The 13,319-nt window shown below is 66.0% G+C and carries 20 protein-coding genes; 2 read left to right on the top strand and 18 right to left on the bottom strand.

What is annotated here, in order from left to right:
* Nucleotide 1 precedes the first annotated feature (1 nt).
* Nucleotides 2-1,240, bottom strand: coding sequence for an alkaline phosphatase family protein (locus AC07OA_RS16155; protein WP_494664829.1), 1,239 nt, complete (start codon nucleotides 1,238-1,240; stop codon nucleotides 2-4).
* Between the two features lie 175 nt (nucleotides 1,241-1,415).
* On the opposite strand from AC07OA_RS16155, the gene AC07OA_RS16150 reads away from it, so the two are divergent.
* Together AC07OA_RS16150 and AC07OA_RS16145 are read left to right on the top strand one after the other, a co-directional pair.
* Nucleotides 1,416-2,336: an ABC transporter ATP-binding protein gene (locus AC07OA_RS16150; protein WP_494664828.1), complete on the top strand. Its 921-nt coding sequence runs from the start codon at nucleotides 1,416-1,418 to the stop codon at nucleotides 2,334-2,336.
* Nucleotides 2,326-3,141, top strand: a complete 816-nt coding sequence (locus tag AC07OA_RS16145; protein ID WP_494664827.1) for an ABC transporter permease — start codon at nucleotides 2,326-2,328, stop codon at nucleotides 3,139-3,141. Before AC07OA_RS16150 ends, AC07OA_RS16145 begins: the two co-directional genes overlap by 11 nt.
* Before the next feature lie 9 nt (nucleotides 3,142-3,150).
* On the opposite strand, the gene AC07OA_RS16140 is transcribed toward AC07OA_RS16145, so the two are convergent.
* From AC07OA_RS16140 to rplN, 17 genes are all read right to left on the bottom strand, one after another.
* A complete protein-coding gene (locus AC07OA_RS16140; protein ID WP_494664826.1) occupies nucleotides 3,151-3,801 on the bottom strand; it encodes a carbonic anhydrase in 651 nt (216 codons plus the stop codon).
* Nucleotides 3,802-3,984: 183 nt separating this feature from the next.
* On the bottom strand, nucleotides 3,985-4,398 hold the full coding sequence (rplQ, locus tag AC07OA_RS16135; protein WP_026176397.1) for a 50S ribosomal protein L17: 414 nt from the start codon (nucleotides 4,396-4,398) through the stop codon (nucleotides 3,985-3,987).
* Nucleotides 4,399-4,585: 187 nt separating this feature from the next.
* Nucleotides 4,586-5,602 (bottom strand): DNA-directed RNA polymerase subunit alpha, encoded by a 1,017-nt coding sequence (locus AC07OA_RS16130; protein WP_018061159.1) that lies wholly within the window; start codon nucleotides 5,600-5,602, stop codon nucleotides 4,586-4,588.
* Between the two features lie 74 nt (nucleotides 5,603-5,676).
* Complete coding sequence (gene rpsK, locus AC07OA_RS16125) at nucleotides 5,677-6,066, bottom strand: 30S ribosomal protein S11 (RefSeq protein WP_018112960.1); 390 nt, start codon at nucleotides 6,064-6,066, stop codon at nucleotides 5,677-5,679.
* Nucleotides 6,067-6,079: 13 nt separating this feature from the next.
* A complete protein-coding gene (rpsM, locus tag AC07OA_RS16120; protein ID WP_494664825.1) occupies nucleotides 6,080-6,448 on the bottom strand; it encodes a 30S ribosomal protein S13 in 369 nt (122 codons plus the stop codon).
* Between the two features lie 174 nt (nucleotides 6,449-6,622).
* The gene (locus AC07OA_RS16115; protein ID WP_494664824.1) at nucleotides 6,623-7,192 is read right to left on the bottom strand and encodes an adenylate kinase; all 570 of its coding nucleotides are present in this window, start codon (nucleotides 7,190-7,192) and stop codon (nucleotides 6,623-6,625) included.
* Nucleotides 7,193-7,326: 134 nt separating this feature from the next.
* Nucleotides 7,327-8,685 carry a preprotein translocase subunit SecY gene (gene secY, locus AC07OA_RS16110; protein ID WP_494664823.1) on the bottom strand — a complete coding sequence of 453 codons (1,359 nt, stop codon included), beginning with the start codon at nucleotides 8,683-8,685 and terminating at the stop codon, nucleotides 7,327-7,329.
* A gap of 271 nt (nucleotides 8,686-8,956) precedes the next feature.
* On the bottom strand, nucleotides 8,957-9,442 hold the full coding sequence (rplO, locus tag AC07OA_RS16105) for a 50S ribosomal protein L15 (RefSeq protein ID WP_494664822.1): 486 nt from the start codon (nucleotides 9,440-9,442) through the stop codon (nucleotides 8,957-8,959).
* Nucleotides 9,443-9,615: 173 nt separating this feature from the next.
* On the bottom strand, nucleotides 9,616-9,801 hold the full coding sequence (rpmD, locus tag AC07OA_RS16100) for a 50S ribosomal protein L30 (protein ID WP_494664821.1): 186 nt from the start codon (nucleotides 9,799-9,801) through the stop codon (nucleotides 9,616-9,618).
* Nucleotides 9,802-9,804: 3 nt separating this feature from the next.
* The gene (rpsE, locus tag AC07OA_RS16095) at nucleotides 9,805-10,410 is read right to left on the bottom strand and encodes a 30S ribosomal protein S5 (protein ID WP_494664820.1); all 606 of its coding nucleotides are present in this window, start codon (nucleotides 10,408-10,410) and stop codon (nucleotides 9,805-9,807) included.
* Between the two features lie 10 nt (nucleotides 10,411-10,420).
* Complete coding sequence (gene rplR, locus AC07OA_RS16090; RefSeq protein WP_494664819.1) at nucleotides 10,421-10,777, bottom strand: 50S ribosomal protein L18; 357 nt, start codon at nucleotides 10,775-10,777, stop codon at nucleotides 10,421-10,423.
* A 3-nt stretch (nucleotides 10,778-10,780) separates the two neighbouring features.
* On the bottom strand, nucleotides 10,781-11,314 hold the full coding sequence (gene rplF / locus AC07OA_RS16085) for a 50S ribosomal protein L6 (protein ID WP_494664818.1): 534 nt from the start codon (nucleotides 11,312-11,314) through the stop codon (nucleotides 10,781-10,783).
* 18 nt (nucleotides 11,315-11,332) lie between these two features.
* Nucleotides 11,333-11,731: a 30S ribosomal protein S8 gene (gene rpsH, locus AC07OA_RS16080; RefSeq protein WP_007662733.1), complete on the bottom strand. Its 399-nt coding sequence runs from the start codon at nucleotides 11,729-11,731 to the stop codon at nucleotides 11,333-11,335.
* Nucleotides 11,732-11,741: 10 nt separating this feature from the next.
* Nucleotides 11,742-12,047 (bottom strand): 30S ribosomal protein S14, encoded by a 306-nt coding sequence (gene rpsN / locus AC07OA_RS16075; protein ID WP_494664817.1) that lies wholly within the window; start codon nucleotides 12,045-12,047, stop codon nucleotides 11,742-11,744.
* 24 nt (nucleotides 12,048-12,071) lie between these two features.
* A complete protein-coding gene (gene rplE / locus AC07OA_RS16070; protein ID WP_494664816.1) occupies nucleotides 12,072-12,629 on the bottom strand; it encodes a 50S ribosomal protein L5 in 558 nt (185 codons plus the stop codon).
* On the bottom strand, nucleotides 12,622-12,936 hold the full coding sequence (gene rplX, locus AC07OA_RS16065) for a 50S ribosomal protein L24 (protein WP_494664815.1): 315 nt from the start codon (nucleotides 12,934-12,936) through the stop codon (nucleotides 12,622-12,624). The genes rplE and rplX overlap by 8 nt, the downstream gene beginning before the upstream one ends.
* On the bottom strand, nucleotides 12,936-13,304 hold the full coding sequence (gene rplN, locus AC07OA_RS16060; protein WP_007662742.1) for a 50S ribosomal protein L14: 369 nt from the start codon (nucleotides 13,302-13,304) through the stop codon (nucleotides 12,936-12,938). Before rplN ends, rplX begins: the two co-directional genes overlap by 1 nt.
* Nucleotides 13,305-13,319: the final 15 nt, after the last annotated feature.

The following is a 13,319-nucleotide window of genomic DNA, read 5'->3' as shown; positions in this document are numbered from 1 at the left end:
CCTATTTCAGGGCCTTCTTCACCGGCCCCAGCCTGCCGTCGCCGCGCTCGCCCTTCACGCCGATCAGGCGGGTCAGCAGCGGATAGACGTCGACATTGTCGAACACCGGCAGGACCACGCCGCGCTTGAACGCCGGACCGTGGGCCAGGAAGACCGCCCGCATGTCGGGATCGGCCGGATCGTAGCCGTGCGCCCCGCCGTCGCGCGGATACTCCCGCATGCGCTTTTTCAGGGCGCTGTCGGTGACGAAGTACCAGCCGCTGTCGGCCAGGCAGACGATGGGCGGCACGCGCGCATTGGTCCCGTAGCCGTAGCGCGCCGGGATTTTCGCCTTCTTCCAGCAGGTCAGGTGCGGATGGGCCTTCAGCATGGTCGCCGTCACCTCGGCTTCGAAACCGGGCTTGGGCTCGACGCCGACGACGGAGCCCGTGGCGACGAACTTGGCCTTGGCCGGATCGGCCAGGGTCGCCACCAGGACCAGCTTGCTCAGCGGCTGGGCCGCCATGCCGTGGTCGGCCACGACGACCAGGTTGGTGGTCTCGTACAGCCCTCTCGCCTTCAGCCCCGCCACCAGACGAGCGATGGCCGCGTCGGCCTGGGCGGCGGCGACGTCCACCTCCGGCGAGTTGGGGCCGTAGTGGTGCCCCTCGGTGTCCGTGCCCTGGAAATAGAGGGTGGCGAAGCCCAGCGGCGGGTCCTTGGCGTCGATCCACGCCAGCACGGTGTCGACCCGCACGTCATAGGGCAGGTTCTCGTCGAAAGTCTTCCAGTGGCTGGGCCGCACGCCGTCGATCTCGGACTCCGAGCCCGGCCAGAACAGGGTGCCGGCATGGACGCCCTGCTGTTCGGCGCTGACCCAGATCGGCTTGGCCTGATCCCACCAGCGCCCGTCGCTGACGGCGGCCTGGTTGGTCATGCTGAAGCTGACGCCCGGGATGTCCTCGTCCTCCAGCGTGTTGTTGACCATGCCGTGATGGTCGGGCCGCTTGCCGGTCACCAGGGTGTAGTGGTTGGGATAGGTCAGCGACGGGAACGACGGCCGCATGGCCCCGCGCACGCCGTCGGCGGCCAGGGCGTTCAGGGTCGGGGTGGCGCCGCGATCCAGATAGTCGGGGCGAAAACCGTCCAGCGAGATCAGGATGGTCAGGGCGGGCTTGGTGGGCGCGGCTTGGGCTGGGACAGCGCCGAGGCCCAAGGCCAACGCCAGCACCATGGCCATCCAGCGACACATCCAAACCATCACGCACCTCGCACTCGACATGGCCAGCCTATAGCCCGACCAGATGACAACTCGCCCATACGACAACTGGCCAAGCATGACCGCGACTTAACTTGGCGGGACTCGGCGGCCCGGCCATAGTCGCGGCATCTTCCCAGGAGACGTCTTGCATGATCGCCGCCGGAACGCGCTTCAAATGAGCCTGGCGCTCGAGGCCGAGAGCCTGGTCAAGACCTATGGCGCGGTGCGCGCCCTGGACGGCCTGTCGTTGAGCATTCCGGCCGGCGGCGTGTTCGGGGTTCTGGGCCCCAACGGCGCGGGCAAGAGCACCCTGTTCCGCATCGCCCTGGGCCTGGTGCGTCCCACCAGCGGCGCGGCGCGACTGTTCGGCGCGCCCGCCGGCCAGACCTCGTCCCTGCGTCGCGTGGGGGCGATGATCGAGACCCCGCGCTATCCGCCCTATCTGACCGCCCGCGAGGTGCTGCGGATGCTGGCCCTGGAGAGCGGCGCCGGCGGCACGGCCGACATCGACTACTGGCTGGAGCGCGTGGGCCTGGGCGGCGCGGCCGAGCGCAAGGCCGGCACCTTCTCGGTGGGCATGAAGCAGCGCCTGGGCCTGGCGGCCGCCTTCTTCACTCGGCCCGAGCTGGTGATCCTGGACGAGCCGACCAGCGGCATGGACCCGGCCGGCATCCAGGAAATCCGCGCCCTGATCCGCGATCTGGCCGACAAGGAGGGCGTGACCATCATCCTGGCCAGCCACCAGTTGGACGAGGTCCGTCGGGTCTGCGACCGGGTGGCGATCTTCTCCAAGGGCAAGGTGGCGGCCGAGGGCTCGGTCGAGGCCCTGACCGGCGGCAAGCCGCGCCTGCGTCTGACCGTCACCCCCGTCGACAAGGCCCTGGCCGTGCTGGGCGATAAGGGCGAGGCCGACGGTCCGCACGCCGTGCTGGCCGACGTCCTGCGCTCGGAAACCCCCGCCCTGATCCGCGCCCTGGTCGAGGCCGGCGTCGAGATCACCGAGGCCCGCTGGCGCGAGGCCGACCTGGAGAGCGCCTATCTGGGCGCGCTTGAGCCCTCCAACGGGAAGAATGGGGATCTCGCCGATGCTCGCTGACGCCATCGCCGCCGAGCGCTTCCGCCTGTGGCGCGACCGGGTCTCGCTGTTCTGGGGCTTCGGCTTCATGCCCGTGGCCACTCTGCTGTTCAGCATCGCGGGCGACTTGTTCGTGCACTTCGTGATCCGGCGCAGCATTCCGGGCGAGACGACGGACCTGGCCAACCGGGCCATGGGCGCGGTCGCCGGCGCTTCGGGTCCGATCACCGCCCTCTTCCTGCTGATCGGCGCAGCCTCGATCTTCGCCGGCGACTATCGCTGGGAGACCTGGCGGCTGGTCACGCCGCGCAACAGCCGCCTGAACCTGCTGGCCGCCAAGCTGGTGGTCTTCGCCGAGGCCGCCGCCTGGAGCCTGCTGGCCACCGCCCTCGCCTCGGTGCTGGGCGGACTGTTCGGCAGCGCCATGAACCACACCAGCCTCGTCGGTCCGCCGTCCGGCGGGGCCTTCGTGGGCCAGTATGCGGGCGTGATGCTGACGACGTGGCTGGAGGTGCTGCTGATCGGCGTGCTGGCCGCCCTGATCGGCGTGCAGACCCGCTCGACCCTGGGCGCGGTGATCGCCGGCCTCGTGGTGGTGTTCGTGCAGTCCACCCTGGCGGCCACCCAGCAGGCGACCACCTGGAAGAGCCTGGCGATCCCGGCCTATGCCGGCCGTGTGCTCAAGACCTTCCTGGCCAGCCCCGCCGAGGCCCGGCTGGACGCCGGCCCCGCGGGCCTGGCCCTGGTGCTGCTGCTGGCCTGGCTGGCGATCCTGGCGGGCGGCGCGGCGCTGCTGTTCCGCCGCCAGGACCTGACAAAGGAATAGCCCGCCGGGCTAGGTGAAGAACTCCACCTCGCCCGTCTCCAGGTCGTAGTGGGCGCCGACGATGCGCACCGTCCCCGCCTCCAGGGCCGAGGTGATCACCGGCTCGGCGCTGCGCAGTCCGTCGGCGACCCGCCGGATGTTCTCCCGCACCGAGGCGTCTACCAGGTCGTGCGGCTCATGGGTCTTGGCGGTGATCACGGCCGGAACGATGGGCAGCACCATCTCGGCGATCGCGCCCTGATAGTCCGCCCCGTTCTCGACCATGTCGACCGCCGCCGTGACCGCCCCGCACTTGGCGTGCCCCAGCACGACCACCAGCGAGCAGCCCAGCACCGAGACGCCGTAGGCGATAGAGCCCAGGGCCACGCGGTCGACCGTGTTGCCGGCCACGCGGACCACGAACAGCTGCCCCAGCTTCTGATTGAACAGCGTCTGGGCCGAGACACGGCTGTCGGCGCAGCCGACGATCACCGCGAACGGATGCTGGGCCGCGGCCAGCTTCTTCAGGTATTCGCGCGAATTGACCGGCGCGGCGCGTCCCTCGATGAAGGCGGCGTTGCCCTCGATCAGCCGCCACAGCGCCTGGTCCGGCGCCGGCGCATCGGCCACGAACGAAGGTAAAGACCTCAGCTCCGAGGCCTTCTTTCCAAATAGAACCACTTTATCCCCCCGGCGGTTCAGATGAGCGAAAGGCCGCACATTGAACGTTGTTCTTCGGGGCGCGTAACCTTGTTTTGGTGACACACGCAAATGTCATCGCGGGCGTTCGCACAGAGTGCAAACAGCGAAAAGGCCCTGGATCGCTCCAGGGCCTTTCCTTGATCGACTTGAAGTCGAGTGGTCTTAGTCTTCCGAGTCGGCGGTGAACACCGGGCCGGAGTCCTTGCCCTTGGCCGAGACGTCGCGGTCGACGAACTCGATGACGGCCAGCGGGGCGTTGTCGCCGTAGCGGAAGCCGGCCTTCAGGACGCGGATGTAGCCGCCCTGACGGTCCTTGTAGCGGGGACCGATGGTGGCGAACAGCTTGCCGACCTGCTCGACGTCGCGGACGGTCGAGATGGCCTGACGACGCGCGTGCAGGTCGCCGCGCTTGGCCAGGGTGACCAGCTTCTCGACGAAGGGACGCAGTTCCTTGGCCTTGGGCAGGGTGGTGACGATCTGCTCGTGCTTGATCAGCGAGGCCGACATGTTGGCGAACATGGCGGTGCGGTGAGCCGAGGTGCGGCCGAGCTTACGGTGAGCTTTACCGTGACGCATTGTAGTGTCTCCTGGGCCGTGGCCCGCTGAAGCGCGAGAAATTGCGCTGATTGTCACCAATCCCAGCGGCGTCCCGGCCGGGTTCAGAACGAAGCGCCGGGGCCCTCCACCGCTGTTGCGGCTTCAAAAGGCCCAGGCCGCCTCCCGAAGGAAGCGGCCCGGATTAAGCGCGATACTCGATACGGTCTTAGATCTGGTCTTCGAACTTCTTGGCCAGGTCTTCGATGTTTTCCGGCGGCCAGTTCGGCACGTCCATGCCCAGGTGCAGGCCCATGCCGGCGAGAACTTCCTTGATCTCGTTCAGCGACTTGCGGCCGAAGTTCGGGGTGCGGAGCATCTCGGCTTCGGTCTTCTGGATCAGGTCGCCGATGTAGACGATGTTGTCGTTCTTCAGGCAGTTGGCCGAGCGGACCGACAGTTCCAGTTCGTCCACCTTCTTCAGCAGGGCCGGGTTGAACGGCAGTTCCGGCTTGGCCTCGTCGGCCGTCTTGGCCTTGGGCTCTTCGAAGGTGATGAAGATCTGCAGCTGGTCTTGCAGGATGCGGGCGGCGTAGGCCACGGCGTCCACCGGGGTGACGGCGCCGTTGGTTTCCACTTCCAGGATCAGCTTGTCGTAGTCCAGCGACTGGCCCTGACGGGTCGGCTCGACGCGATAGGCCACGCGCTTGACCGGCGAATACAGGGCGTCGACGGCGATCAGGCCGATCGGCGCGTCTTCCGGACGGTTGCGGTCGGCCGGGACGTAGCCCTTGCCGGTGTTGACCGTGAACTCCATGCGCACCGAGGCGCCGTCGTCCAGCGTGCACAGCACGTGGTCGGGGTTCAGGATCTCGATGTCGGCCGGGGTTTCGATCTGACCAGCGGTCACCGGGCCGGGGCCGGTGGCGCGCAGGGTCATGCGCTTGGGGCCTTCGGCGTGCATGCGCACGGCCAGTTGCTTGATGTTCAGAACGATGTCGACGACGTCTTCGCGGACGCCTTCGAGCGACGAGAATTCATGCACCACGCCATCGATCTGGATGGCGGTGACGGCGGCGCCTTGCAGCGAGGAGAGCAGGACGCGGCGGAGAGCGTTGCCGAGCGTCACACCGAAGCCGCGCTCGAGCGGCTCGGCCACGATGCGAGCCTTGCGGGTCGCGTCGGCGCCAGTCTCGATTTGCGGCTTCTCAGGACGGATCAGCTCGTTCCAGTTTCTTTCGATCACGTGTCGATCCCTTGAACGCGGCTCGCCGGCCGCGTTTTGCGCAGCCGGCGAAGGAAGATTGGGTCTAAAAAGTACTAGACGCGACGACGCTTGGGCGGACGGCAACCGTTGTGCGGGATCGGCGTCACGTCGCGGATGGTCGTGATGGTCATGCCGGCGGCCTGGAGGGCGCGCAGGGCCGATTCACGGCCCGAACCCGGACCCGACACGTTGACCTCGAGGGTCTTCACACCATGCTCGGCGGCCTTCTTGCCAGCGTCTTCCGCAGCCATCTGAGCGGCGTACGGGGTCGACTTGCGCGAGCCCTTGAAACCCATCATGCCGGCCGAGGACCACGAGATCGTGTTGCCCTGGGCGTCGGTGATGGTGATCATGGTGTTGTTGAACGAGGCGTTCACGTGCGCCACGCCCGAGGTGATGTTCTTGCGTTCGCGCTTTTTAACGCGAGCCGGTTCCTTGGCCATCGGTCAGCCTACCTTACTTCTTCTTGCCGGCGATCGGCTTGGCCGGACCCTTGCGGGTGCGAGCGTTGGTGTGGGTGCGCTGACCGCGGACCGGCAGGCCCTTACGGTGACGCAGGCCGCGATAGCAGGCCAGGTCCATCAGGCGCTTGATGTTCATCGAGTTCTCGCGACGCAGATCGCCCTCGACGGTATAGTCGCGGTCGATCGTTTCGCGGATCTGCAGGACCTCGGCGTCGGTCAGCTGATTGACGCGGCGCGTGTCGTCGAGGCCCACCTTGGTGACGATGTCACGAGCGGACTTCTGGCCGATGCCATGAATGTACTGAAGCGCGATCAGAACGCGCTTGTTCGTCGGGATGTTGACGCCTGCGATACGGGCCACGTCTAATGTTCTCCTAGTCACGCACTAAAGACGCGAACGGCGCGCCCGGCCCGGTCTTTCGACCCAGTCCGGCGCGCACAGATCGCGCCCTTTCGCGGAAGCGCCCCGTTATAGGGATAGTTGCGCGTCCGTCAATGGCGGAATCCGCTCGAATGAGAGGATTCCAACGAAGTCTTAAGCCACGACGGAAAGCGCGGCGTCGATCGCGGCGGCGACCGCGTCCACGGTCCCCATGCCATCGACTTCCGTCAGCTTGCCTTGTTCCCGGTAGTACGGGAGCAGCGGCGCCGTGTCGGCGTTGTAGCGGGCCAGACGATTCACGAAGGTCTCGGGATTGTCGTCCGACCGTCCCTGCTCGGCGAACCGCTTGGTGATGCGCTCGATCAGAGCCGGCTCGTCTACCTTGAGTCGGAGAACGGAGTCGATCTTCTGGCCGCGCTTGGCGAGCATGGAATCCAGCGCCTGGGCCTGGGCCACGGTGCGCGGGAAGCCGTCGAAGATGGCGCCGCCGGCCGCTTCGGCCTCGGGCAGACGCTCCTCGATCAGGGCGATGACGATCTCGTCGGTGACCAGGTCGCCGCGATCCAGCACGCCCTTGACCTTCTGGCCCAGTTCCGAGCCCGAGGCGATGGCGGCGCGCAGCATGTCGCCGGTCGACAGCTGGACCATGCCGCGTTGCTCGACCAGCCGCTTGGCCTGGGTGCCCTTGCCCGCTCCCGGCGGCCCGAACAGGATCAAGTTCATCAATGCGCTTCCTGCGTTCTCGCGAGTCTGCCGCCCGCGTCCCGCTCAGACCTAGAGTGGGTTCGCTCAAAACGGAAGCCGGTTTGTGACAAACCGGCTTCCGCGTTCATACCTTCCGCTGGGGCGTTATGAGGCTAGCGCCCCTTGCCGCCCCGCAGCTTGGACTTCTTGATCAGCCCTTCGTACTGGTGGGCCAGCAGGTGGGACTGGATCTGAGCGACGGTGTCCATGGTCACCGTCACGACGATCAGGATCGAGGTGCCGCCCAGGGCGAAGCTCTTGTTGCCCATCGCGCCCATCAGCAGCTCGGGGAAGATACAGACGGCGGTGATGTAGGCCGCGCCGATCACCGTCAGGCGGGTCAGCACATAGTCCAGATACTCCGCCGTCCGCTTGCCCGGACGGATGCCCGGCATGAAGCCGCCGTACTTGCGCAGGTTCTCCGCCGTCTCGTCCGGATTGAACACCACCGAGGTGTAGAAGAACGAGAAGAAGATGATCAGCGCCGCGTAGAGGATCATGAACAGCGGCTGGCCGTGCTGCAGCGCGCCCACCACGGTGGGCAGCCATTGCAGCCAGTTGGGCAGGTTGGCCTGGTTGGCGAAGCCCATGGCGGTCGTCGGCAGCAGCAGCAGGCTGGAGGCGAAGATCGGCGGGATGACGCCGGCGGTGTTCAGCTTCAGCGGGATGAACGAGGTGTCGCCGCCGATCATCCGGTTGCCTTGCTGGCGCTTTGGATAGTGCACCAGCAGGCGGCGCTGCGAGCGCTCGATGAAGACGATCGCGAAGATCACCGCCACCATCAGCACGGCCAGGGCGAACAGGGAGAAGCCCGACATGGCGCCGGTCTGCACCTGGGTGAACATCCGCACGATGGCCACCGGCAGGCCGGCGACGATGCCGGTGAAGATGATCAGCGAAACGCCGTTGCCGACGCCACGGCTGGTGATCTGCTCGCCCAGCCACATCAGGAACAGGGTGCCGCCCGTCAGGGCCACCACGGTCGAGACCACGAAGAAGGCCGGCGCGATGCCGCTGACGATCATGTTGGGCTGGCTCTGCAGGCCCACGGCGATCGAGAACGACTGCACCACGGCCAGGATGACCGCCAGGTAGCGGGTGTACTGGTTCAGGGTCTTGCGGCCGGCTTCGCCGCCTTCCTTCTTCAGCTTTTCCCACGGCGGATACACCGAGCCCATCAGCTGCACGATGATCGAGGCGCTGATGTACGGCATCACGTTCAGCGAGAACACGGCCATGCGCTGCACGGCGCCGCCCGAGAACATGTTGAACATGCCCAGGATGCCCTTCGACTGCTGCGAGAACGCGGCGGCGAAGGCTTCCGGATTGATCCCCGGGATCGGCACATAGGTGCCGAGCCGGTAGACGATCAGGGCGATGAGCGTGAACCAGATGCGCTTGTGAAGTTCGGTGGCCTTCTGGAAGGACCCGAAGTTCATGTTGGCTGCGAGTTGTTCGGCGGCCGAGGCCATTCAAATCCCCACGTCGAGAGCGCGCGCCGCTTCCGCGGCCTAGTCGCGCTCCAAGCATATTGCCGGGCCAGGTCCGGTCGGCGGTGAATCGCCGGGAGCGGACTAAGCCCGAGTACGGAGCCGTACATAGGTGAGGCTCGCCGCGATGTCACGGCGAGCCTCGTTATTCTGTCATCCCGATGGGAAAAGGCGGACCCGGCGGGTCTCCCCTGCCCTGCCCGCGATCCCGGACAGCGGCCTTGGAAGGCCGCCCCGGGATGACGCTATGGTCTTAGGCTTCGGCTTGCGCCTTGGCCTTCTTGGTCACGGTGACCGAACCACCGGCGGCTTCGACGGCCTTGATGGCCGCTTCGGTCGCCGAATAGACGGTCAGCTTCAGGGCGGTCTTGATCTCGCCCTTGGCCAGCAGCTTCACGCCGTCCAGCTCGCGACGGATCACGCCGGCGGCGATCAGGTCAGCGGCGGCCAGCTCGGCGCCGGCCTTCAGCTTGCCGGCTTCGACGGCCTGCTCCAGGCGCCACAGGTTCACTTCGGCGAACTGCAGGCGGAAGGGGTTGTTGAAGCCGCGCTTGGGCATACGCATGTGCAGCGGCATCTGGCCGCCTTCGAAGCCGTTGATCGAGACGCCGGTACGGGCCTTTTGGCCCTTCACGCCGCGACCACCGGTCTTGCCCTTGCCCGAGCCCGGGCCGCGGCCGATGCGCATGCGGCCCTTGGTGGAGCCGGGAGCCGGAGCCAGTTCGTTCAGCTTGGTCATATGTGCCTCTCCTTGGAGATCTGCGCCTGGCCGGGGGCCAGACTCGGCTTTTGAAAACAATGGTTTGATCGCTTCGTCGAAGCCCGACCAGACACAAGGACTGGGACCGGGACTTCAAACGAAAACCACCCCGGCTTTCACCGGGGTGGCGATTTCGACGTCTCGTAGCAGAACTACTCGACGATTTCCAGCATGTGGGCGGCCTTGCGGATCATCCCACGAACGGCCGGGGTGTCCTCGAGGGTCGAGACGCGACCCAACTTGTTCAGACCCAGACCGATCAGCACCAGGCGCTGGGCCTTGTCGCGACGGATCGGGCTGCCGGTCTGACGGACGGTGACGGTTTTAGCTTCAGCCATGACTTAGCCCTCAAGAGCGTCCGGAGCCGAAGCTCCGTCGGCGCGGCGGCCGAGAATGTCGCCGACCTTCTTGCCGCGCTTGGCGGCGATCTGGCGGGGCGACGATTGGACCTTCAGGGCTTCGAACGTGGCGCGGACCATGTTGTACGGGTTCGAGGAACCCGTCGACTTGGCCACGACGTCCTGGACGCCCAGGGTTTCGAGAACCGCGCGCATCGGACCACCGGCGATGACGCCCGTGCCGGGAGGGGCAGCGCGCATCATGACCTTACCGGCGCCCCAACGGCCAGCGCCGTCGTGGTGCAGGGTGCGCGACTCGCGGAGCGGGACGCGGATCATGGTCTTCTTGGCTTCTTCGGTCGCCTTGCGGATGGCTTCCGGCACTTCACGCGCCTTGCCATGACCGAAGCCGACGCGGCCCTTTTGGTCGCCAACGACCATCAGAGCGGCGAAGCTGAAGCGACGGCCGCCCTTCACGGTGGCGGCGACGCGGTTGATGTGGACGAGCTTTTCGACGATGTCGCTGTCGACCCGCTCTTCGGGGGCGTTGCGGTCGCGACGGTCCCGGCGTTGACCGCCTTCACCGCGCTGCTGTTCACCACGAGCCATTCTGTTTCCCTTAGAAGTTCAGGCCGGCTTCGCGCGCGGCGTCGGCCAGGGCTTTCACCCGACCGTGGAAGATGTAGCCGCCGCGATCGAAGACGACGTCCTTGACGCCCTTTTCGATAGCGCGCTCGGCGACGAGCTTGCCGACGAGAGCGGCCGCGTCCTTGTCCGCGCCCTTGGTCTTGCCTTCACCCTCGAGGGTGGAGGCCTGAGCCAGGGTCACGCCGCGTTCATCATCGATGACCTGGGCGTAGATGTTCTTGGACGAACGGAAGACCGACAGACGCGGACGACCGTTGGACAGGGCCTTGAGGCGGGTGCGGGTGCGTTGAGCACGACGCACGGCGGATTCGCGAGGTGTGAGCGCCATGGCTTACTTCTTCTTGCCTTCCTTGCGGCGAACCTTCTCGCCAGCATACCGCACGCCCTTGCCCTTGTAGGGCTCCGGCGGACGAATGCGACGGATTTTCGCGGCAATCTCGCCGACCGCCTGCTTGTCAGCGCCGGCGATCTTGATTTCGGTCTGCTTGGGCACCGCGAAGGTGACGCCGGCCGGAGCCTCGACGTCGACTTCGTGCGAGAAACCGAGCTGCAGCGACAGGGCGGAGCCCTTCATCGCGGCGCGGTAACCGACGCCGACCAGCTCGAGGGTTTCCTCGAAGCCCGTGCTGACGCCGTGCACCATGTTGGCGACCAGCGTGCGGGACAGGCCCCACATCGCGCGGGCGCGGGTGGTTTCCGAGCGCGGGGCCAGGGTCAGCTCATCGCCTTCGACCTTGACTTCGATCTCTTCGGGAACCGTCCAGGCGAGCTGACCCTTGGGGCCCTTCGCCGTGACCGTCTGGCCTTCGAGCGTCAGGGTGACGCCCTTGGGGATCGAGACGGCCTTCTTTCCGATACGTGACATGCTCTTTCCCTCCCGCGCCTAGTAGACGCGGCAGAGGACTTCGCCGCCGACATTAGCGTCGCGCGCGGCGGAGTCCGACATGACGCCCTTCGGCGTCGAAAGGATCGAGATGCCCAGGCCGTTCTTGATCGGCTTCAGGTCCTTGATCGACGAATAGACGCGACGGCCAGGCTTGGACACGCGGCTGATCTCGGCGATCACGGGCTCACCGTCAAAATACTTGAGCTCGATCTCGAATTCGGGGAACGCACCGGGCTTCTCGACCAGCGAGTAGCCGCGGATGTAGCCTTCGTCGGCCAGCACGTCCAGGACGCGGGCGCGCAGCTTGGAAGCCGGCGTCGCGACCTTGGCGCGCTTGCGCGTGGCGGCGTTCTTGATGCGAGCGATCATATCGCTCAGGGGATCGTTCATCGACATCTGATCGTCCTCACCAGCTCGACTTGACGAGGCCGGGGATCTGCCCCTGCGAACCCAGTTCGCGCAGAGCAATCCGGCTCATCTTCAGCTTGCGATAGTAGGCGCGCGGGCGGCCGGTCACTTCGCAGCGGTTGCGAATGCGGACGGACGACGAGCTGCGCGGAAGCTTCGCGAGCTTCAGGCGGGCTTCGAAGCGTTCTTCCAGCGGCAGGCTTTCGTCGTTGGCGATCGCCTTCAGCGCTTCGCGCTTGCCGGCGTACTTCTTGACGAGGGCCTTGACCGCGAGATTACGGTTAACGGCGCTTTTCTTGGCCATGGTGTGTTTTCCCTTCCCGCTCTCTTAGTTGACGAACGGGAACTGGAATTCCTTCAGGAGAGCCTTGGCTTCCTGGTCGGTCTTCGCAGTGGTGCAAACGATGATGTCCATGCCCCAGATCTGTTCGATCTGGTCATAGTTGATTTCCGGGAACACCAGGTGCTCCTTCAGGCCCATGGCGTAGTTGCCACGGCCGTCGAAGCTCTTGCCGTTCAGGCCGCGGAAGTCCTTCACGCGCGGCAGCGCGATCGTGACCAGGCGGTCCAGGAATTCGTACATCCGGTCCTTGCGGAGGGTCACCTTGGCGCCGACCACCATGCCTTCGCGCAGCTTGAAGCCGGCGATCGACTTGCGGGCCTTCGTGGCGACCGGCTTCTGGCCGGCGATAGCCATCAGATCCTTCAGCGCGGTCTGGGCCTTCTTGGAGTCGGCCACGGCCTCGCCGATACCCATGTTCAGGACGATCTTGTCCAGCTTGGGGATCTGCATTTCGTTCGTGTAGCTGAACTGCTCCTTCATCGCCGAGCGGATGCGCTCGCGATAAACGGTCTTCAGCCGGGGTTCATAAGCTTGATCAGCCATTGATCACCTCGCCCGTCGTCTTGGCGACGCGCACCTTCTTGTCGCCTTCGATCTTGAAGCCGACGCGGGTGGCCTTGCCGTTGGAGTCAACGAGCGCGACGTTCGAGACGTGCAGCGCCGCTTCCTTGCTCTTGATGCCGCCCTGCGGTTCGGCCTGGGTCGGCTTGGTGTGGCGTTGAACCAGGTTCACGCCTTGCACCACGACGCGGCTTTCCTTCGGGAGAACCTGGGTCACAGCGCCTTGCTTGCCCTTGTCCTTGCCGGCCAGGACGACAACGCGGTCGCCCTTCTTAATCTTGGCAGCCATTACAGCACCTCGGGGGCGAGGGAGATGATCTTCATGTGGTTCTTGGCGCGCAGTTCGCGGGGAACCGGGCCGAAGATCCGCGTGCCGACCGGCTCGCTCTGCTTGTTGACGATGACCGCGGCGTTCTTGTCGAAACGGATCAGCGACCCGTCCTTACGCTTCATGCCTTGGTTCACGCGAACGACGACGGCGCGCAGCACGTCGCCCTTCTTCACGCGGCCGCGCGGAATGGCTTCCTTCACGGACACGACGATCACGTCACCGACGCTGGCGTAGCGACGACCCGCGCCACCCAGCACCTTGATGCACATGACCCGGCGGGCGCCGGAGTTATCGGCGACTTCCAGGTTAGTTTGCATCTGGATCATGGACTAAACCTTCCA

The organism is Caulobacter sp. GW821-FHT09B08 (genome assembly GCF_059418225.1).
Note: the sequence above shows the minus strand (reverse complement) of the source record. Positions and strands in the feature narration are given on the sequence as shown.

Excerpts from the sequence above, each read along its gene's own strand:
- AC07OA_RS16155 (WP_494664829.1), bottom strand. The coding sequence starts at position 1,240 with ATGGTTTGGATGTGTCGCTGGATGGCCATGGTGCTGGCGTTGGCCTTG.
- AC07OA_RS16150 (WP_494664828.1), top strand. The coding sequence starts at position 1,416 with ATGAGCCTGGCGCTCGAGGCCGAGAGCCTGGTCAAGACCTATGGCGCG.
- AC07OA_RS16145 (WP_494664827.1), top strand. The coding sequence starts at position 2,326 with ATGCTCGCTGACGCCATCGCCGCCGAGCGCTTCCGCCTGTGGCGCGAC.
- rplQ (WP_026176397.1), bottom strand. The coding sequence starts at position 4,398 with ATGCGTCACGGTAAAGCTCACCGTAAGCTCGGCCGCACCTCGGCTCAC.
- rpsK (WP_018112960.1), bottom strand. The coding sequence starts at position 6,066 with ATGGCCAAGGAACCGGCTCGCGTTAAAAAGCGCGAACGCAAGAACATC.
- AC07OA_RS16115 (WP_494664824.1), bottom strand. The coding sequence starts at position 7,192 with ATGAACTTGATCCTGTTCGGGCCGCCGGGAGCGGGCAAGGGCACCCAG.
- secY (WP_494664823.1), bottom strand. The coding sequence starts at position 8,685 with ATGGCCTCGGCCGCCGAACAACTCGCAGCCAACATGAACTTCGGGTCC.
- rplO (WP_494664822.1), bottom strand. The coding sequence starts at position 9,442 with ATGACCAAGCTGAACGAACTGGCTCCGGCTCCCGGCTCCACCAAGGGC.
- rpmD (WP_494664821.1), bottom strand. The coding sequence starts at position 9,801 with ATGGCTGAAGCTAAAACCGTCACCGTCCGTCAGACCGGCAGCCCGATC.
- rpsE (WP_494664820.1), bottom strand. The coding sequence starts at position 10,410 with ATGGCTCGTGGTGAACAGCAGCGCGGTGAAGGCGGTCAACGCCGGGAC.
- rplR (WP_494664819.1), bottom strand. The coding sequence starts at position 10,777 with ATGGCGCTCACACCTCGCGAATCCGCCGTGCGTCGTGCTCAACGCACC.
- rplF (WP_494664818.1), bottom strand. The coding sequence starts at position 11,314 with ATGTCACGTATCGGAAAGAAGGCCGTCTCGATCCCCAAGGGCGTCACC.
- rpsH (WP_007662733.1), bottom strand. The coding sequence starts at position 11,731 with ATGTCGATGAACGATCCCCTGAGCGATATGATCGCTCGCATCAAGAAC.
- rpsN (WP_494664817.1), bottom strand. The coding sequence starts at position 12,047 with ATGGCCAAGAAAAGCGCCGTTAACCGTAATCTCGCGGTCAAGGCCCTC.
- rplE (WP_494664816.1), bottom strand. The coding sequence starts at position 12,629 with ATGGCTGATCAAGCTTATGAACCCCGGCTGAAGACCGTTTATCGCGAG.
- rplX (WP_494664815.1), bottom strand. The coding sequence starts at position 12,936 with ATGGCTGCCAAGATTAAGAAGGGCGACCGCGTTGTCGTCCTGGCCGGC.
- rplN (WP_007662742.1), bottom strand. The coding sequence starts at position 13,304 with ATGATCCAGATGCAAACTAACCTGGAAGTCGCCGATAACTCCGGCGCC.